The organism is Pseudomonas sp. SJZ078 (assembly GCF_007828255.1).
Taxonomy (GTDB): Bacteria; Pseudomonadota; Gammaproteobacteria; order Pseudomonadales; family Pseudomonadaceae; genus Aquipseudomonas.
In genome coordinates this window covers 76,100-93,569 of record NZ_VIUG01000017.1, presented here as the reverse complement: position 1 = coordinate 93,569, position 17,470 = coordinate 76,100, and the positions used below count along the sequence as shown (strand labels likewise).

Annotated in this window: 19 protein-coding genes; 13 read left to right on the top strand and 6 right to left on the bottom strand. The window is 62.0% G+C overall.

Annotated elements, in window-relative coordinates; genetic code table 11:
* Positions 1–21 precede the first annotated feature (21 nt).
* A complete protein-coding gene (locus FBY02_RS16495) occupies positions 22–1,188 on the bottom strand; it encodes an MFS transporter (protein ID WP_144929265.1) in 1,167 nt (388 codons plus the stop codon).
* A 12-nt stretch (positions 1,189–1,200) separates the two neighbouring features.
* Complete coding sequence (locus FBY02_RS16490) at positions 1,201–1,503, bottom strand: helix-turn-helix transcriptional regulator (RefSeq protein WP_003198672.1); 303 nt, start codon at positions 1,501–1,503, stop codon at positions 1,201–1,203.
* 165 nt (positions 1,504–1,668) lie between these two features.
* On the opposite strand from FBY02_RS16490, the gene FBY02_RS16485 reads away from it, so the two are divergent.
* A complete protein-coding gene (locus FBY02_RS16485; protein ID WP_144929263.1) occupies positions 1,669–2,253 on the top strand; it encodes an ACP phosphodiesterase in 585 nt (194 codons plus the stop codon).
* A gap of 114 nt (positions 2,254–2,367) precedes the next feature.
* On the opposite strand, the gene FBY02_RS16475 is transcribed toward FBY02_RS16485, so the two are convergent.
* Both FBY02_RS16475 and olsB read right to left on the bottom strand, forming a co-directional pair.
* Positions 2,368–3,162 (bottom strand): lysophospholipid acyltransferase family protein, encoded by a 795-nt coding sequence (locus tag FBY02_RS16475; protein ID WP_144929261.1) that lies wholly within the window; start codon positions 3,160–3,162, stop codon positions 2,368–2,370.
* A complete protein-coding gene (gene olsB / locus FBY02_RS16470) occupies positions 3,162–3,917 on the bottom strand; it encodes an L-ornithine N(alpha)-acyltransferase (RefSeq protein ID WP_144929259.1) in 756 nt (251 codons plus the stop codon). The genes FBY02_RS16475 and olsB overlap by 1 nt, the downstream gene beginning before the upstream one ends.
* A gap of 314 nt (positions 3,918–4,231) precedes the next feature.
* Between olsB and FBY02_RS16465 the strand changes: the two genes are divergently transcribed.
* From FBY02_RS16465 to FBY02_RS16450, 4 genes are all read left to right on the top strand, one after another.
* On the top strand, positions 4,232–5,326 hold the full coding sequence (locus FBY02_RS16465) for a serine hydrolase (protein WP_144929257.1): 1,095 nt from the start codon (positions 4,232–4,234) through the stop codon (positions 5,324–5,326).
* Positions 5,323–5,634, top strand: coding sequence for an amidase (locus tag FBY02_RS16460; protein ID WP_144929255.1), 312 nt, complete (start codon positions 5,323–5,325; stop codon positions 5,632–5,634). The genes FBY02_RS16465 and FBY02_RS16460 overlap by 4 nt, the downstream gene beginning before the upstream one ends.
* A 146-nt stretch (positions 5,635–5,780) precedes the next feature.
* Positions 5,781–6,371, top strand: coding sequence for a YceI family protein (locus tag FBY02_RS16455; protein ID WP_144929253.1), 591 nt, complete (start codon positions 5,781–5,783; stop codon positions 6,369–6,371).
* Between the two features lies 1 nt (position 6,372).
* Positions 6,373–7,530 (top strand): phosphatidylserine/phosphatidylglycerophosphate/cardiolipin synthase family protein, encoded by a 1,158-nt coding sequence (locus tag FBY02_RS16450; RefSeq protein WP_144929251.1) that lies wholly within the window; start codon positions 6,373–6,375, stop codon positions 7,528–7,530.
* A gap of 133 nt (positions 7,531–7,663) precedes the next feature.
* Here FBY02_RS16450 and bglX read toward each other — a convergent pair whose 3' ends face one another.
* Positions 7,664–9,955, bottom strand: coding sequence for a beta-glucosidase BglX (bglX, locus tag FBY02_RS16445; protein WP_144929249.1), 2,292 nt, complete (start codon positions 9,953–9,955; stop codon positions 7,664–7,666).
* Positions 9,956–10,204: 249 nt separating this feature from the next.
* On the opposite strand from bglX, the gene FBY02_RS16440 reads away from it, so the two are divergent.
* From FBY02_RS16440 to FBY02_RS16415, 6 genes are all read left to right on the top strand, one after another.
* Positions 10,205–10,813, top strand: coding sequence for a LemA family protein (locus tag FBY02_RS16440; RefSeq protein WP_047701804.1), 609 nt, complete (start codon positions 10,205–10,207; stop codon positions 10,811–10,813).
* A 123-nt stretch (positions 10,814–10,936) separates the two neighbouring features.
* Entirely contained in the window at positions 10,937–11,692 is a 756-nt protein-coding gene (locus tag FBY02_RS28595) for a YgcG family protein (protein ID WP_144929247.1), read from the top strand.
* Between the two features lie 28 nt (positions 11,693–11,720).
* Positions 11,721–12,338 carry a TPM domain-containing protein gene (locus tag FBY02_RS16430; RefSeq protein WP_144929245.1) on the top strand — a complete coding sequence of 206 codons (618 nt, stop codon included), beginning with the start codon at positions 11,721–11,723 and terminating at the stop codon, positions 12,336–12,338.
* Between the two features lie 132 nt (positions 12,339–12,470).
* Positions 12,471–13,688 (top strand): SAM-dependent methyltransferase, encoded by a 1,218-nt coding sequence (locus FBY02_RS16425; RefSeq protein WP_144929243.1) that lies wholly within the window; start codon positions 12,471–12,473, stop codon positions 13,686–13,688.
* A 206-nt stretch (positions 13,689–13,894) separates the two neighbouring features.
* Positions 13,895–14,476 carry a DJ-1/PfpI family protein gene (locus FBY02_RS16420; protein ID WP_144929241.1) on the top strand — a complete coding sequence of 194 codons (582 nt, stop codon included), beginning with the start codon at positions 13,895–13,897 and terminating at the stop codon, positions 14,474–14,476.
* Positions 14,477–14,547: 71 nt separating this feature from the next.
* Positions 14,548–14,892, top strand: coding sequence for a YegP family protein (locus tag FBY02_RS16415; RefSeq protein ID WP_144929239.1), 345 nt, complete (start codon positions 14,548–14,550; stop codon positions 14,890–14,892).
* A gap of 48 nt (positions 14,893–14,940) precedes the next feature.
* Here the strand turns inward: FBY02_RS16415 and FBY02_RS16410 are convergent, their stop codons facing one another.
* A complete protein-coding gene (locus tag FBY02_RS16410) occupies positions 14,941–15,960 on the bottom strand; it encodes a DUF4917 family protein (RefSeq protein WP_144929237.1) in 1,020 nt (339 codons plus the stop codon).
* Between the two features lie 141 nt (positions 15,961–16,101).
* On the opposite strand from FBY02_RS16410, the gene yiaY reads away from it, so the two are divergent.
* Complete coding sequence (gene yiaY, locus FBY02_RS16405; protein ID WP_144929235.1) at positions 16,102–17,250, top strand: L-threonine dehydrogenase; 1,149 nt, start codon at positions 16,102–16,104, stop codon at positions 17,248–17,250.
* Positions 17,251–17,292: 42 nt separating this feature from the next.
* Complete coding sequence (locus FBY02_RS28130; RefSeq protein ID WP_178111907.1) at positions 17,293–17,445, top strand: hypothetical protein; 153 nt, start codon at positions 17,293–17,295, stop codon at positions 17,443–17,445.
* Positions 17,446–17,470: the final 25 nt, after the last annotated feature.

Below are 17,470 nucleotides of genomic sequence, written 5' to 3'. Positions count from 1 at the left end.
CTCGAAAGTGGAAGGTAAAAGTCAACGAGTTGCCGGAGCCAGGTCGGGGTTGGCGCCCTGGCGGAAAGTAATCAGGGTGATCAACAGTGCCAGTACCGCTAGCGCACCGGCGGCCAGCGGGACGCTCGTCAGGCCCAGGCCCTGGTCGATGACGCTGCCGCCGACCCAGGCGCCCAAGGCATTGCCGATGTTGAAAGCGCCGATGTTCAGGGTGGACACCAGGTTCGGTGCCTCTTTGCCGAAGGTCACCACGTTGACTTGCAGGGCCGGCACGGCCGCGAAGCAGGCGGTGGCCCAGAGGAACAGGGTGATTTCGGTTGGGATCAGCGCCACGCTGGTCCAGCTCAACACGGTGGAGACTACGGCCATGGTGACGAACACACCGATCAGCGTGTTCGCCAGGCTCTTGTCCGCCAGCTTGCCGCCGATGATATTGCCCAGGGTCAGGCCCAGGCCGATCAGCACCAGGGTCCAGGTCACGCCACGGGGCGACACGCCGGTGACTTCACCCAGCAACGGCGCGACGTAGGTGAACAGGGTGAACACCGAGGCGGAAAACAGTGCCGTCATGCCCAGGGAGAGCCATAGGCCCGTTCCCTTGAGCGCTACCAGTTCCGAGCGCATGTCGAGTTTTTCTTCATCACGCTTGGCTGGCAGGAAGCGGATCAGACCGATCAGCGCTACCACACCGATGAGGGTCACGGCCCAGAAGGTCGAGCGCCAGCCAGCTTCCTGGCCCAGTGCCGTACCCAGCGGGACGCCGAGCACGTTGGCCAGGGTCAGGCCGGTGAACATCAACGCCACGGCCGAGGCACGCTTGTTGGGCGCCACCAGGCCGGCGGCCACCACCGAACCGATTCCGAAGAAGGCGCCGTGGCACAAGGCGGTCACGACCCGGGCGAACATCAGCACGTTATAGTCGCTGGCAATGGCGCACAGCAGGTTGCCGATGATGAAAATTCCCATCAGCGCCACCAGCGCGGCCTTGCGTGGCAGCCGGGCGGTGGCCAGGGCCATGAAGGGAGCACCGATGGCCACGCCCAGGGCGTAGCCGGTCACCAGCCAGCCGGCGCCGGGGATCGATACACCCAGGTCAGTCGCCACATCGGGCAACAGGCCCATGATGACGAACTCGGTGGTACCGATGGCGAAGGCGCTGAGGGCCAGGATGAGGAGTGAGAGGGGCATGGCGAATCCTTGTCAGAGCTCTTGGCTCATTTGCTTGAGGAATTGCTGGATCACTTCCTCGTTGCGTTTGAAGAAGTGCCATTGACCGACCTTCTGGCTGGTGATCAGCCCCGCCCGTTGCAACACCGCCAGATGGGCCGACACCGTGGACTGTGACAGGCCGCAACGCTGGTCGATCTGTCCGGCGCAGATGCCGAACTCATGGTTGTGCAATTGTTCAGGGAACTGGACCTTGGGGTCTTTGAGCCAGTTGAGAATGTCTCGCCGTACCGGGTGCGCCAGTGCTTTTATTATTTCGTCGAGGTCAAGGGTCATGTGGGCGGTTCGTAGTGAGTTCAGGTGAGTAAAACGCTATATCGCGATGAAGCGAACCTTAGATCGTTATTTCGCGATATACCAATATGGATTTGATCTGAATACCGAACAAATCGCTATATCGGGTTATAACGATATGGGCGCGGTGGTGCTAAGCTGCGGGTCATGAACTACCTCGCGCACCTGCACCTTGGCGGCTCCGGCCGGGAACAACTGCTCGGCAGCCTCTACGGCGACTTCGTCAAAGGGCCGTTGCAAGGACAGTACGATCCGCAGATCGAAGCGGCGATTGCCCTGCACCGGCGTATCGACATGTACACCGACCGCCATCCCTTGGTGGACATTGCCCTGTCGCGTTTTTCCACGGTGCGACGGCGCTATGCCGGGATCGTGCTGGACGTGTTTTTCGACCACTGCCTGGCTCGGGACTGGGCGTTGTACGGCGAAGGGGCGCTGGTGGATTTCACCTCCCGCGTCTACCAGGTACTGCGCACCGAACCGCAATTGCCCGGGCGCCTGGCACAGATCGCGCCGTATATGGCGGCGGATGACTGGCTGGGGTCTTATCAGGAATTCGAAGTGCTGGGGCAGGTACTGCGCGGCATTTCCCGCCGCCTGTCCCGACCCGAGGAACTGACCGGGGCGATGGAAGAGTTGATCAGGCTCTATGAGCCGTTGACCGAAGACTTTCGGTTGTTTTACCCGCAGTTGCAGGATTTTGTGCTGAGTCAGGTCACGCTAAATAACTAAATGTGGGAGCGGGCTTGCTCGCGAAGGCGGTGGATCAGTCAACATCTGTGTTGAATGTACTGCCGTCTTCACGAGCAAGCCCGCTCCCACAGGGGGGCCGCGCAAAAATCCGGATCAGGCCGCAATCGCCGCAGGCCGCATCGGCGTTTGTTGTTTCTCGGGAATCGTCCCGAACAAGGCCTTGTGCACCGCCTGCTGCGCCTGGAACGCCAGCGCTGCACGTTCCTGGCCGTGGCAGGCGATGGGTTGCAGCAGGTGGATGTGCACGTCGCCCCGATCATTGGCGAACAAACGCATCAGGTGCGACAGCAAGTCGTCATCGCCAATGAAGGGGGCCAGCGAATCAGGCTCGCCGTTGCGCAAGTAACGGATCGCCACGGGCTGCAACGCGACGTCGGCATCGATGGCCGCCGACAGCAGGCGGCCATGGAAGGTGCGCAACGAACGGCCATCGGTGGTGGTGCCTTCCGGGAACATCAGCAGCGGATGCGCCTGCTCCAGATGACGACTCATCTGCTTGCGAATCAACTGGCTGTCACCCGAACCGCGTCGGATAAACAGGCTGCCGGCCTTGGCCGCCAACCAACCGGCCACCGGCCAGGTACGCACCTCGGCCTTGGACAGAAACGACAATGGCGCGAGCATGCCCAGCAGCGGGATATCGGTCCAGGACACGTGATTGCTGACCCACAGCATCGGCCGTTGCGGCAACTGACCGTGGACCGTCACGGAAAAGGGCAGGGCATTGCTCAAGCGCGCCATGAAAAATCTTGACCAGCGCTGACGACGCAGCATGGAATTGGCAAGGCCCAGGCGTTCGAACAGGCCGAACACGCTCGCCATCGTCAAGCCCAGCGCCACCACCAGCAGCACTCGCGCGATACGCGCGTACACCCGTAACCGGCTCATCACACCGCTGCCTTGAAGTGGCGGGCGTAGCGTGGGCAGAGGTCGTCGCGCTTGAGCAGGATAAACACGTCGGCCACCTGAAAGTCTTCGTCCCAGCACGGCTCGCCGCAGATCTTCGCGCCCAGGCGCATGTAGGCCTTGAGCAGCGGCGGCATTTCGGCGATGACGTTGGACGGTACGTCGAGGGTCGGCAACGGTTTTTTCGGCTCGGCTTGCAAGTGCTCGGTGCACAAGTAGCGCTCGCGCAGGCGTTGCATGATCGCCTGGGCCTGGATGCCGCCGTCCTGCATCGGAATGCTCGCGCAACCCATCAGGTAGCTGTAGCCGCCCTCGTTCAGGACTTCCGCCAGCTCACCCCAGAGCACCGCGATGGTGCCGCCGTTGCGGTAGGCCGGGTCGACGCAGGTACGGCCGATTTCCAGGATCGGCCCCTTGAGGTGGATCAGGCCGTGGAGATTGAATTCTTCTTCACTGTAGAAACGGCCCAGACTGCTGGCGGCCTGGTGGTCGAGCAGGCGGGTGGTCGCCACGAGGCGCCCGGTGTTCAGGTCGCGTACGCCGATGTGGGCGCAGTGAACATCGTAGTCATCCATGTCCAGACCCATTTCCGCGCCCTTGAGCTTGGCGTTGAATTCGCCGCTGAAGACGTTGAAGCGCAGGGCTTGGGCTTCTTGCAGTGCCTGGGCGCCGATCAGGCGTTCGGCTTGCAGGCGGCGTTCATTGCCGGTGTCGCTGATGCGGGCGATCTGAGTCATAGCGAATCTCCGTGCGGGCTGTGTACCCGTCTTGGGGTTGAGCCAATCGACTTTCTTTATGCAGCCATGTTGCGCAAAGTCAGGCTATGTAGCCCCGGTGTCATCGCCATGAAGCTTTGGTGATGCTTATGTGACAGCCCGCAAGAATCCCCTGTGTGCGAGCCTGCTCGCGATAGCGGTGGATCAGTTGCATCGATGTTGGCTGAGACCCTGCATCGCGAGCAGGCTCGCTCCCACAAGGGAATGCCGCAGCCAGCAAAACTGTCATCAACGCCGGCTAAGCTCGACAGGTTCAATCCTCCGAGCCCCACCGTATGCGCAAAGGCTGGTTCCTGATTCCGCTCCTGCTGTTCAACCAGAGCGTCCATGCCGAAGACTGGCCTGGCGAGCAATGGCCAATCGGCCCGACACCCGTCGGGTCGAGCATCGAAGCCCTCGAGCAATACGCTTTTGCACCGCGCGACGATGCCACCCGCCAAGGCATTCGCACCGACGCGCTGCTGGTGATCCAGGATGGGCGTCTGGTCTATGAGCGCTACGCCGGCCCCACCAGCGCCGACGCTCTGCACCTGACCTGGTCCATCAGCAAAAGCCTGATGGCGACGGTGTTTGGCGTGGCCTACGGTGAACGACGGTTTGCCCTGCAGGACCCGGTGGCCCGGTATTACCCCGCGTTGAGCCACTCGCCGGACTTGACCCTGGCCGACCTTTTCCATTGGGCCTCGGGCCTGGACTGGCAGGAGGACTATGAGTACGCACCGCTCCACTCCTCGGTGGTGGCGATGCTCTATACCCGGGGGCACCGCGACATGGCGGCGTTCACCACGCAACATGAGCGCTACAGTCCACCGGGGCAGTCGTTCCGTTATTCCAGCGGCGACAGCAATCTGCTGGCGGCGGCCTTGAAAAATATCGTCGGCCCGGCGCGATATCCCGACTATCCCTGGACGGCATTGTTCGAACCGCTGGGCATCCGCCATGCTGTTTGGGAAACCGATGCCAGCGGCACCTTTGTCGGTTCGTCCTACGCCTACCTCACCGCCCGCGACCTGGCCCGTGTCGGCTTGCTGATGCAGCGCGATGGCCGCTGGGGCGAGCGGCAGCTGATTCCCAAGGAGTGGGTGGCGTTCAATCGCGAACCTTTCACCCGGTTCCAGGCCGGCCAGGACGAGGCCGTGCCCGGCGGACACTGGTGGCTCAACCGCGCCACCGACCCCAGCCTCCACCCCTGGCCCGATGCGCCGGCGGACACCTATGCCGCACTTGGGCATTGGGGGCAGGCGTTGTATGTCATTCCCAGCGCCAGGTTGGTTATTGTGCGATACGGTGACGACCGCGACGGCAGCTATCGCCATAACGAATTGCTCAAGCGTGTCATGGCGGCGTTCGCCGGGGCGGTGCAGCCATGAGACGCAGGTCAATGTTGACGCTGATGGTGGCGCTGCTTATTACGCTGTTCAGCTGGATCTGGATCGATCGGGTGGCCCTGCGAGCGTTCCCCGACATCATCAGCGCCTACACCGCCAAGGAGTATTGCTCGTGCCGCTACGTGATGCTGCAACCGGCCGACTACTGCCGTGGCTACGTGAAACAGTCGGTACCCATCAGCGACTTTCTCGAAACCCCTGAAGCGAAACGCGTGACGGTCGCCGGGCTGGGACGCGGCAACAGTGCGCGGTGGTTGGGGGAGCGGCAGGGGTGCCGGTTGGAGCCGTGAGCTTGGAGCGACACGAACCTTGTGGCGAGGGGATAAATCCCCTCGCCACGGGGGCCGTGGGCCGGACGATGGATTAAACAGACAGTTTGCAAGCGCCCTCGGCCCGGTTAAGGTTCGCCACAGGTTTATCTGCCCTCCGAGTGTGTATGTTCAAGCAGTGTCTTTCCTTCGCTGTCGCGACCTTGCTGCTGGCCGGCGTTGTGCTGCCTGCCCGGGCCGATTGGTACCTGGACGGTGAGTCGTCACGGTTGTCGTTCGTCAGCAGCAAGAACGGCAATGTTTCCGAGGTCCAGCGCTTCCTGGTGCTGCATGGCCAGGTCCAGCCCAAGGGGCTGGCGCGTTTGGAAGTGGAACTGGAGTCGATCAACAGCGGCATCCCCCTGCGGGACGAGCGCATGCGCACCGAACTGTTCAACATCAAGCAGTTCGGTGAAGCCACCGTCACTGCGCAGATCGATCTGTTGCCGATCCAGGACCTGGCCAACGGCGCCCAGTTGGAACTGCGCCTGCCGCTGATCGTGGACTTGCATGGCAAACAGCACGAGTACAACGTCGAACTCCTGGCGACGCGGTTGGATGAACACCGGTTCCAGGTGGTGACCCTGGAACCGGTGGTGCTCAACGCGGCGGACTTCGACTTGGCGCCGGGCCTGGAGACGTTGCGAAAAATGGCCGGGCTGTCGGCCATCAGCCTTTCGGTACCGGTGAGTGCGGTGCTGATCTTTACGGCGCGCTGACATGAGCGGCCCGGTCTTTCCCTGGCGTGAAGGCAATCGGTTCGAGCTGTTGATCGACGGCCCGCAATTCTTTCCGCGCATGCTCGTGGAGATCGCCCGCGCCCAGGAGCAAGTCGAACTGGAGCTGTACCTGGTGGAGGCGGGCGCCTGTGCCGAAGCGATGGTCCAGGCGCTTGTCCAGGCGGCCGAGCGCGGTGTCCGGGTGCGTTGCCTGTTCGATGACTATGGCAGCCTGGCGTTTACCCTGAGCTTGCGCAATCGGCTGATCGAGGCCGGTGTGGAGTTGCGTTTCTACAACCGCCTGAGCTGGCGCCGCTGGGTGCGTAATTTCTATCGCGACCACCGCAAACTGTTGTTGGTGGATCAGCGTCTGGCGGTGGTCGGCGGTACCGGGGTGACCGATGAATTCTGGAACCCCCTGGACGGTCGCAGCGAGTGGCACGAAGTGATGGTGGAAATCGTCGGCCCGCTGGTGCTGGACTGGCAGTTGCTGTTCGATCGCCAGTGGCTCGCCAACCGCCATCGCCGGGCCTGGAAGCCCGCTTCCAACTTCGGCCTGCCGCGTCTGCCGCGGGTGCCACCGGCGGGCGAGGGCATGGGCCGGGTGGCGTATGCGGACGCCCGCCAGCACCGCGATATCCTGCAATCGCTGTCCCGGGCCTTGAACAGCGGCCAGAAACGCATCTGGATGGCGACGCCGTACTTCCTGCCGACCTGGAACGTGCGCCGTTCCTTGCGTAAGGCCGCCACCCGGGGCATCGACGTGCGCCTGCTGCTCACCGGCCCGCGCACCGATCATCCGTCCGTGCGCTACGCCGGGCACCGCTACTACCCGCGCCTGCTCAAGGCCGGGGTGAAAATCTTCGAGTACCAGCCGTGTTTCCTGCACTTGAAAATGGTGCTGGTGGACGACTGGGTCAGTATCGGTTCGTGCAATTTCGACCACTGGAACCTGCGCTTCAACCTGGAAGCGAACCTCGAAGCCCTGGATTCCAGACTCAGCCGCGCAGTGGCGGCAAGCTTCGAGCAGGACTTCAGCCAAAGCCTGCAAGTCAGCCTCGATGCCTGGCAGCGCCGGCCGTTGTGGAAGCGTTTCAAGCAGCGGGTGTGGGGGCTGGTGGATCGGGTGGTGGTGAATCTGCTGGATCGGCGGGGCTGACGATACACCGAGAATCCCAATGTGGGAGCGGGCTTGCTCGCGAATGCGGTGTATCAGCCAACTGAATGGTTGACTGATACACCGCATTCGCGAGCAAGCCCGCTCCCACAGGGGAAAGTGTGTTGCCCTGGAGTCAGAGCAACTCAAAACTCTGCTGCTTCACATCCTGGGAGTCCAGGCCGATCTGCACGTTGAATTTGCCTGGCTCAGCCGCGTACTTGAGCTGGGCGTTGTAGAACTTCAGGTCGTCTTCGCTGATGGAGAAATGAATGACCTTCTTCTCGCCGGCCTTGAGCATCACCTTCTGGAAGTTCTTCAGTTCCTTCACCGGACGGATGATCGATCCGGTCACGTCCTGGATGTAAAGCTGCACCACGGTTTCGCCGTCGCGCTTGCCGGTGTTCTCCACGGTCACGCTGGCGTCGAGCTTGCCGGTTTTGTTCAGCGTGGTGGAGGACAGGGCCATGTCCGACAGGCTGAACTCGGTGTAGCTCAGGCCGTAGCCGAACGGGTACAGCGGACCGGTAGTGTCATCGAAGTACTGTGAGGTGTAGTTGCCTGGCTTGCCCGGGGTGAACGGACGGCCAATGCTCAGGTGGTTGTAGTAGGTCGGAATCTGACCCACCGAGCGTGGGAAGGTGATCGGCAGTTTGCCCGACGGGTTGTAGTCACCGAACAGCACGTCGGCGATAGCGTTGCCGCCTTCGGTGCCGCTGAACCAGGTTTCCAGGATGGCATCGGCCTGCTGTTTTTCTTCCAGCAACGACAGCGGACGGCCGTTCATCAGTACCAGCACCAGTGGCTTGCCGGTGGCTTTCAGGGCCTTGATCAGCTCGCGCTGGCTGGCGGGGATGTTCAGCTCGGTGCGGCTCGAAGACTCGTGGGACATGCCACGGGATTCACCCACGGCGGCCACCACCACATCGGCTTGCCTGGCGGCTTTCACCGCTTCGTCGATCAGCACCTGGGCCGGACGTGGATCGTCCACCACTTCCGGGGCGTCGAAGTTGAGGAAGTTCAGGTAGTCGAGCACCTTCTTGTCGCTGGTGATGTTGGCGCCACGGGCATAGATGAACTTGGCGTCACCACCGAGGGCGCGGCTCATACCGTCGAACAGGGTGACCGACTGCGCGGGGCGACCGGCGGCGGCCCAACTGCCCATCATGTCGATCGGTGCCTTGGCCAGCGGGCCGACCAAGGCAATTTTCGCGTTCTTCTTCAGCGGCAGGGTCTGGTTGCGGTTTTCCAGCAGGACCAGGCTGCGGCGTGCCACGTCACGGGCATCGGCGCGGTGCAGGCGGCTTTCGGCGTAGGTATCGGCCGGGTCATCCTCGGCCTTGCCGATACGCAGGTACGGGTCCTTGAACAGGCCCATGTCGTACTTGGCGACGAGCACTTCACGCACGGCGTTGTCGATGTCGCTCTGTTCGATCTCGCCGGCCTTGAGCAGCCCCGGCAATTCCTTGCCATACAGCGAGTCGTTCATGCTCATGTCGATACCGGCCTTGATCGCCAGCTTCGCCGCTTCGCGACCGTCCTTGGCGACGCCGTGCTTGATCAGTTCGAAGATGGCACCGTGGTCACTGACGGCCAGGCCCTTGAAGCCCCATTCCTTGCGCAGCAGATCGTTCATCAGCCAAGTGTTGGCCGTGGCCGGCACGCCGTTGATGGAGTTCAACGCCACCATCACCCCGCCGGCACCGGCATCGATGGCGGCGCGGTAGGGCGGCAGGTAGTCCTGGTACATTTTCACCGGGCTCATGTCCACGGTGTTGTAGTCCCGGCCGCCTTCAACGGCGCCATACAGGGCAAAGTGCTTGACGCTGGCCATGATGCTGTCGGCCGCGTTGGCACCGTTGCCCTGGAACGCCTTGACCATCACCCCGGCAATGCGCGACACCAGGTAGGTGTCTTCGCCAAAGCCCTCGGAGGTCCGACCCCAGCGTGGGTCGCGGGAAATGTCGACCATCGGCGCGAACGTGATGTCCAGGCTGTCGGCCGCGGCCTCCTGGGCGGCGATGCGGCCGGAGCGGTAGATGGCGTCCATGTCCCAGCTCGAAGCCAGGGCCAGGGGAATCGGGAAAATGGTGCGGTGGCCGTGGATCACGTCATAGGCGAAGAACATCGGGATCTTCAGCCGGCTGCGCATGGCCGCGTCCTGCATCGGACGGTTTTCATCACGGGTGATGGAGTTGAACGTACCACCGATGTTGCCGGCGGCGATTTCCTTGCGGATCATCTCCCGGGGCATTTCCGGGCCGATGCTGATCAGGCGCAACTGGCCGATCTTTTCCTCGAGGGTCATCTGCTTCATCAGGTTACCGATGAAAGCGTCCTTGTTCTCTATGGGGGCTGGCAGGGTGTCGGCTAATACGGATTGACTGGCCAGACTGACAAACAGGCCCAGCAAACACAGCTTCTTCATGAATAGTTTTCTCGCAGGCCCAAAGGCGGTAATCAGGACACGCCGTCAGCCGAAATGTGAGGAGTGGCTATTGTTGTTCGGTCAAATGCAGCACACTTTCGAACCCATGGGGCTGAACTTAGTTTCGCACCGCGCATCTTTTAGCCCATCGATCCGTTTCAATCCAGTGCGGCGGCAGATTATGCCCCAGACACCGGCGGGATAGGTGGCCGTGTTTTCCAATGTAAAGGCAAGGGAGAGCTTCACCCGATGAATCTACGACTGAACCACCGAAGCGGCTTGCGAATGCTGGCCCTGATGCTGTTCACAGCGTTGCTGGCCGGCTGCGGCATCAACACGATTCCGACCCTCGACGAACAGGCCAAGGCAGCCTGGGGCCAGGTGCAGAACCAGTACCAGCGGCGCGCCGACCTGATCCCGAACCTGGTGGAAACCGTCAAGGGCTATGCCCAGCACGAGCAGGAAACCCTGACCGCCGTCATCGAGGCGCGCGCCAAGGCCACCTCGATCCAGGTCGATGCCAACACCCTGGACAACCCGGAAAAACTCAAGCAGTTCCAGCAGGCCCAGGATCAATTGACCGGTGCGCTGAGCCGCCTGATGGTGGTGTCCGAGCGCTACCCGGACCTTAAGGCCAACCAGAACTTCCTGGCGCTGCAATCGCAACTCGAAGGCACCGAGAACCGTATCGCCGTGGCCCGTCGCGATTTCATCCTGGCGGTGCAGAAGTACAACACTGAGATCCGGACCTTCCCGGGGCGGTTGTGGCACAGCGTGATGTACAGCGACCTGCCGATCCGTCAGACCTTCGAGGCCACCAGCCCCGACGCCGAAAAAGCGCCGCAGGTGAAATTCTGACCGATACCCGGCAGCTTGAAGCGTTGTGGGAGCGGGCTTGCTCGCGAAGGCGACAGCACATCCAATAATGTTGCCCGCTGACCCAACGCTTTCGCGAGCAAGCCCGCTCCCACAGAGGTTCCAATGCGTGTGTTGAAATTTGGCCTGGTGCTGTTGCTCTGGGTGTTTGCAGTCATGGCCCAGGCCGAGCTGAAGTTTCCGGCGCTGACCGGGCGGGTGGTGGATACCGCCCAGTTGCTTCAGCCGTCGGTGCGCGAGCAATTGGATGCGCAGCTCAAGGCCCACGAGCAGGCCACTGGGGAACAGGTAGTGGTGGTCACGCTGGCGGACCTGCAAGGCACCAGCATCGAAGACTTCGGCTACCAGCTGGGGCGCCACTGGGGCATCGGGCAGAAAGACAAGAACAACGGTGCCCTGCTGATCGTCGCCCGGGATGACCGTAAACTGCGCATCGAGGTGGGCTACGGCCTGGAAGACCGTCTGACCGACGCCCAGAGTTCGGTGATCATCAACCAGGTGATCACCCCGGCGTTCAAGACCGGCAACTTCGACAAGGGCATCAGCGACGGCGTCGCGGCAATGCTGGTGGTGTTGGGGGGCAGCCCTCTGGATGAGCCGGCTGCCGCATACAATGCGGGCGAGCAGGAGGAGGGCGACTTCGTCTCGCGGCATCCGTGGACATTCGTGATGCTGGTGATGTTGTTCATCGTCACGATCATGGTCTGCCAGGTGTTGGGGATTCTACCGGCCGGGGGAGGCGGCTCCAGCGGCTCAAGCGGGGGAGGCTTTGGCGGCGGCGGTTTCGGCGGTGGTGGAGGCGGTGGTTTCAGCGGCGGCGGTGGCAGTTTCGGGGGCGGCGGTTCGTCGGGCGGCTGGTGAGAATAATAATGAGCGGGCACTTTTAACCATGGCATTACTGACTGAACACGAACAACGCAAGGTGGCCGAAGCCATCGCCAGGGTCGAGCGGGATACCGACGCCGAACTGGTCACGGTGCTCGCTGCGCGCGCCGACGACTATGCCTACATCCCGCTGCTATGGGCCAGCCTGCTGGCCCTGGTGGTACCAGGAGTGCTGCATTACCTGACGGGTTGGTTGAGCATGCACAGCCTGTTGCTGGTGCAGTGGATCAGTTTCATCGTGCTGTGCCTGGTGTTTCGCATTCCGAAGGTCACCACCCACTTGATTCCCCGCTCGGTGCGCCACTGGCGGGCGTCCAACCTGGCTCGTCGGCAGTTTCTCGAACAGAACCTGCATCACACCGTGGGCGGTACCGGAATGCTGATCTTCGTCTGCGAGGCCGAGCGCTACGTGGAGATCCTGGTGGACGAGGGTATTTCCAGACGCCTCGATAACCGGAACTGGGAGGCCATTGTCGCGGCCTTCACCGAGCAGGTCCGCCAGGGGCAGACCTTGCAAGGCTTTGTGACCTGCATCGAAGCCTGCGGCGAGTTGCTCAAAACCCATGTTCCGGTGACTCACGAACGCAATGAGCTGCCGAACCGGTTGGTGGTACTGGGCTGACGCTACCTATCGGAGTTCCGTTGTGGCGAGGGGATAAATCCCCCTCACCACAAGAATTCCTCGTGCCCTGACACCCCATTCCTCCTAAAATACCCGCCATTCCCGATCCGCCCGCCCCGAGGCCGCTTTTCCATGTCCGTTACTGCAACTCCTGCCCGTCCCGCGCCGGATCACCATGCCCAGTTCATCGAGCTGCTGCAGGCCAGCCTCGACCAGAACGCGTTCATCAAGCTGGTGCTGGCCAAGCATGTCGGTGATGAAGCGGATCTCCAACGGCTGATCATCAAGCAACTGACGGTCAAGGAGCAGCCTTGCCTGTCTTTCGTCTACCGCTACAAAACCCGCGACATCACCAAGAATTTCCCGCTGGTCGAAGGCGTGGCGACCATCGCGGCGTTGTTGCCGGCTTCGTTCAAGAATGCCCATTTGCTGGCGGTCACCGACGAGGCACAGTTGGAGTACAGCAAGAAAGGCAAGTCTTCACTGTTCAAGAGCAAGCCCCAGCAATTGCGCGAAGTGTCCTCGGTGGAACACAACCGTGAGAAAAACCGCTTTCTCGACCTGAGTCGGCCGTTCCTGGCCGACCTGGGCGTGACCAACCACAAGCACGAGCTGATCCCGGCCATGTCGCGCAAGTGGAAGCAGATCAACAAGTTCATCGAAGTCTTCAGCCATGCGCTGACCTCCTCGCCGCTGGACCTGGACAAACCGGTACGGGTGTCGGACTTCGGTTCGGGCAAGGGCTACCTGACTTTCGCCATTCACGACTACCTGCGCAACACCTTGCAGGCCGAAGGCGTGGTGACCGGCGTCGAGTTGCGCGAGGACATGGTGCGGCTATGCAACGAGGCCGCCGCACGCCTGCAACACCCGGGCCTGAGCTTCCAGCACGGTGACGTGCGTAGCGTGGCGCCGAGTGCGGTGGACGTGATGATCGCCTTGCATGCCTGCGACATCGCCACCGACTACGCGATCCACATGGGTATCCGCTCGGGCGCCTCGATCATCATGTGCTCGCCGTGCTGCCACAAGCAGATCCGCTTGCAGATCCAGAGCCCGGCGCTGCTCAAGCCGATGCTGCAATATGGCCTGCACCTGGGCCAGCAGGCGGAAATGGTCACCGACAGCCTGCGAGCGCTGTTCCTGGAGGCCTGTGGCTACGAAACCAAGGTGTTCGAGTTCATTTCCCTGGAACACACCAACAAGAACAAGATGATCCTGGCGGTCAAACGCGCCACGCCGATCGATCCGGCCGAGCTGCTGGCGAAGATCCAGGAACTGAAGGCGTTCTACCACATCACCGAACACTGCCTCGAAACCCTGCTGCGGGCTGACGGTTATCTCGCCTGAATTGATAGAGCTTGGCCCTTGTGGGAGCGGGCTTGCTCGCGAATGCGGTGGATCTGGCGACTGAGCTGTGACTGACATATCGCTTTCGCGAGCAAGCCCGCTCCCACAGGGGCTATGTGCAGCCCGTCAGATGACAAGTGAAGCCTTCCCCGCCGGACTACCTTTAATGCGTTCACCCCTCACGCATTCCCAAAGGAGCCCAACCCATGGCCGCAAAGAAAATCCTGATGCTGGTCGGCGATTATGTCGAAGACTATGAGGTGATGGTGCCGTTCCAGGCCTTGCAGATGGTCGGCCATACCGTGCACGCGGTGTGCCCTGACAAGACCGCCGGGCAGACCGTGCGCACGGCGATCCACGACTTCGAAGGCGACCAGACCTACAGCGAGAAACCGGGCCACCTGTTCGCCCTTAACCATGATTTTGCCAATGTCGCAGCGGCTGCCTACGACGCGCTGCTGATCCCCGGCGGACGGGCGCCGGAATATTTGCGGCTGAATGAAAAGGTCCTGCAACTGGTGCGCGATTTCGATGTGGCGGGCAAGCCGATCGCCGCGGTGTGCCATGGTGCACAGTTGTTGGCGGCGGCGGGCATTCTGGAAGGGCGTGAATGCAGTGCTTACCCGGCCTGCGCCCCGGAAGTGCGCCTGGCGGGCGGGACCTTCATCGACATTCCGGTGACCGAAGGTCATGTCCAGGGCAACCTGGCGACTGCACCGGCCTGGCCGGCTCATCCGAACTGGCTGGCGGGGTTCCTGACGCTGTTGGGCACGGCCATCACCCTGTAGTGGCGCCGACTGGCAGAGCCGGCGGGGCAGGTCTTTACTCTTGAAGCTCTTGACCTCTCGAGGAAATGATCATGTCCGGATGGTACGAAATCAGCAAGCACAGCAGCGGCCAGTTTCGGTTCGTGCTCAAGGCAGCCAACGCCGAAACGATCCTGACCAGCGAGTTGTACGCCACCCGCAGCGGTGCCGATGGAGGTATCGCCGCGGTGCAGAAGAACAGCCCCTTGACCGAGCGCTATGAGCTCAAGAACACCAGGGATGGCCATCCCTATTTCAATCTCAAGGCTGCCAACCACGAAGTGATCGGCAGCAGCGAAACCTATTCATCGGACGCCGCCCGGGACAAGGGCATTGCCAGTGTCAAGGCGAATGGACCGACCACGATGATCAAGGACAAGACCCTGCTGGCGCTTTGAAAGCAATCAATGCCATAAGTTAATGCTTCCCCTCAGCCCTTACTGTTCCTACACCTCCACCGGCACCGACAGCTTCGGATCGCCCAACGGATGGCTCTTGGCGTCGAAGAAGCGCAGTTCCATGTCCAATCCTTGGAACAGCTTGGCGTAATGGCGCTTCTGGTGCTGGATGAACGCCTGGCTGCGGGGGTAGATCGAGACCGCCATGGTTCGTGGTTTTGCCTGACGCAAGGCGTGGACGATATGCCGGTCCTGCTCGCCCAGGGCGTGGCCGAACAGGCACAGGTTGTCGCCGTGGTGCAGCAGTTGGTCGTAGCAGAACGACAGGTAGTCGGAACTGCGGATGGTCTTGAGCTTGTCCTCGCTCGGGCCTTCATTGACGAACAGCGGCACGTCGTCGAGGGTCTTGAGGGTGTTGTTGATGGCGAAATTGCCCAGCAGCGAGCCTTCGGTGGACGTGAGCTTGCGCGCCGTGCCGTCCTGGTTGCGCACCAGGTGCAGGCCGCCGTGCAGGTACAACAGTCGTGGTTTTTCCGTGGTCGCCTGGCGCAGATCGAAACTGTGGTCGGCGCCGGTGAACAGATCGGTAATGGCGTGCGGCGCCTGCTGGATCGCCCAGTGGTTGAGCAGGTCGTAATTGGTGGTGAACACCGTGGCATAACGGCTCAACTCCTGGCCGAGCGCCGCCAAGGTCGATGGCTGTACCAATCGCCATGGGATATGCACCGCGTGCACGGTGTTGATCAGCGCTTCCTTGATCGCGTAGTAGCGATTGCGCGGGGCGGCGGAGCTGACGGCGAGGGCCTTGTTGACCCGGCTGGTGGTTTTCAGCGCACCGAGCACCTGTTCGAAGCTGCGGGTCTGCAGCGCGTCGAACACGCTCAACTCCGACGGGCTCAGGGGCTTTTCCTCGACGGTGCGGGCGTTCTCGAACAGCGAGTCATAGCCGAAATCATCCCATACGGCACGGCTGGCGCCATTGCCCACCAGCAGCCCGCTGAAAGCGGTATGGGCGCGCAAGGTCTCCCAATCTTCAAGCCGGGCGTCGTATTCCTGGAAGTCGGTCATTGGAAAGTCATCTCAAAACGTGGCAAGGGCAGGGCGCGACTTTATCACGACCGACTCTTGAGCCAGATCAAGGAACCGCGTGACTGACTGGTCAATCCTGTAGGCCCGTGCCGATCCGGCCTCTTCCAGGAGCGTGTCCCCATGAGTAGCACTTTTTTCATTCCCGCCGTGAACGTCATGGGGCTGGGTTGCCTCGACGAGGCCATGACCGCCATTCGCAACTACGGTTTTCGCAAGGCGCTCATCGTGACCGACGTGGGGCTGGCCAGGGCCGGCGTTGCGGGCAGGGTGGCCGACCTGCTGGCGCTGCAGGACATCGCCTCGGTGATTTTCGACGGTGCCAAGCCCAACCCGAGCACCGCGAACGTCGAGAGTGGCTTGGGATTGTTGAAGGAAAGCCAATGCGATTTCGTGGTGTCGCTGGGCGGCGGTTCGCCCCATGACTGCGCCAAGGGCATTGCCCTGTGCGCCACCAATGGCGGGCAGATCCGCGACTACGAGGGTGTCGACCGGTCGGCCAAGCCGCAATTGCCGCTGATCGCCATCAACACCACGGCTGGCACCGCCAGCGAGATGACTCGCTTCTGCATCATCACCGACGAATCGCGCCACGTGAAAATGGCGATTGTCGACCGTAACGTGACGCCGCTCATGTCAGTCAACGATCCGGCGCTGATGGTGGCAATGCCCAAGGGACTGACGGCTGCGACGGGCATGGATGCGCTGACCCACGCGGTCGAAGCCTACGTGTCCACCGCCGCCAGCCCGATCACCGATGCCTGTGCCCTGAAAGCCATCACCCTGATCAGCAACAACCTGCGCCTGGCGGTGCGTGACGGCCACGATCTGGCGGCACGGGAGAACATGGCTTACGCGCAGTTTCTCGCCGGGATGGCATTCAACAATGCTTCGCTGGGTTTCGTACACGCCATGGCTCACCAGTTGGGCGGTTTCTACGACTTGCCCCATGGCGTTTGCAACGCTGTACTGTTGCCCCACGTGCAGAGTTTCAATGCCTCGGTGTGCGCTACGCGCCTGACCGATGTGGGCCATGCCATGGGGGGCGATACGTTCCGATCCAGCCCGGAGGAAGGCGCCCAGGCCGCCATCGCCGCGATCGTCAGCCTGGCCCGGGACGTGGAGATCCCGGCCGGCCTGCGTGAGTTGGGCATGCGCCTCGATGACGTGCCGGTGCTGGCCGCCAACGCCCTGAAAGACGCCTGCGGCCTGACCAACCCGCGGGCAGCGGATCAACGGCAGATCGAGGAAATTTTCCGCAACGCGTTCTAGTGTGGCATTTTTGAAACACCACACTAGCGATCCCGAGGCGGCATGGCCTGCATGCAGGCCATGGTCGCTAGCGGCCAGCAGTTGGTGCAGGAAGCCGCTCAGTGCCATGGCGTAGCGCCGGGCACCGGCGCGATGCCCCAACCCATCATCCGTCGCTGGCCGCCCAGTGTGCCAGGGAAACGGTGGTGCAAGTGACGATCAGGGTTGTACCGCTTTTCAT

Bases quoted from the DNA above. Each gene is read 5' to 3' on its own strand.
- FBY02_RS16495 (WP_144929265.1), bottom strand. From the start codon at position 1,188: ATGCCCCTCTCACTCCTCATCCTGGCCCTCAGCGCCTTCGCCATCGGT.
- FBY02_RS16490 (WP_003198672.1), bottom strand. From the start codon at position 1,503: ATGACCCTTGACCTCGACGAAATAATAAAAGCACTGGCGCACCCGGTA.
- FBY02_RS16485 (WP_144929263.1), top strand. From the start codon at position 1,669: ATGAACTACCTCGCGCACCTGCACCTTGGCGGCTCCGGCCGGGAACAA.
- FBY02_RS16475 (WP_144929261.1), bottom strand. From the start codon at position 3,162: ATGAGCCGGTTACGGGTGTACGCGCGTATCGCGCGAGTGCTGCTGGTG.
- olsB (WP_144929259.1), bottom strand. From the start codon at position 3,917: ATGACTCAGATCGCCCGCATCAGCGACACCGGCAATGAACGCCGCCTG.
- FBY02_RS16465 (WP_144929257.1), top strand. From the start codon at position 4,232: ATGCGCAAAGGCTGGTTCCTGATTCCGCTCCTGCTGTTCAACCAGAGC.
- FBY02_RS16460 (WP_144929255.1), top strand. From the start codon at position 5,323: ATGAGACGCAGGTCAATGTTGACGCTGATGGTGGCGCTGCTTATTACG.
- FBY02_RS16455 (WP_144929253.1), top strand. From the start codon at position 5,781: ATGTTCAAGCAGTGTCTTTCCTTCGCTGTCGCGACCTTGCTGCTGGCC.
- FBY02_RS16450 (WP_144929251.1), top strand. From the start codon at position 6,373: ATGAGCGGCCCGGTCTTTCCCTGGCGTGAAGGCAATCGGTTCGAGCTG.
- bglX (WP_144929249.1), bottom strand. From the start codon at position 9,955: ATGAAGAAGCTGTGTTTGCTGGGCCTGTTTGTCAGTCTGGCCAGTCAA.
- FBY02_RS16440 (WP_047701804.1), top strand. From the start codon at position 10,205: ATGAATCTACGACTGAACCACCGAAGCGGCTTGCGAATGCTGGCCCTG.
- FBY02_RS28595 (WP_144929247.1), top strand. From the start codon at position 10,937: ATGCGTGTGTTGAAATTTGGCCTGGTGCTGTTGCTCTGGGTGTTTGCA.
- FBY02_RS16430 (WP_144929245.1), top strand. From the start codon at position 11,721: ATGGCATTACTGACTGAACACGAACAACGCAAGGTGGCCGAAGCCATC.
- FBY02_RS16425 (WP_144929243.1), top strand. From the start codon at position 12,471: ATGTCCGTTACTGCAACTCCTGCCCGTCCCGCGCCGGATCACCATGCC.
- FBY02_RS16420 (WP_144929241.1), top strand. From the start codon at position 13,895: ATGGCCGCAAAGAAAATCCTGATGCTGGTCGGCGATTATGTCGAAGAC.
- FBY02_RS16415 (WP_144929239.1), top strand. From the start codon at position 14,548: ATGTCCGGATGGTACGAAATCAGCAAGCACAGCAGCGGCCAGTTTCGG.
- FBY02_RS16410 (WP_144929237.1), bottom strand. From the start codon at position 15,960: ATGACCGACTTCCAGGAATACGACGCCCGGCTTGAAGATTGGGAGACC.
- yiaY (WP_144929235.1), top strand. From the start codon at position 16,102: ATGAGTAGCACTTTTTTCATTCCCGCCGTGAACGTCATGGGGCTGGGT.
- FBY02_RS28130 (WP_178111907.1), top strand. From the start codon at position 17,293: ATGGCCTGCATGCAGGCCATGGTCGCTAGCGGCCAGCAGTTGGTGCAG.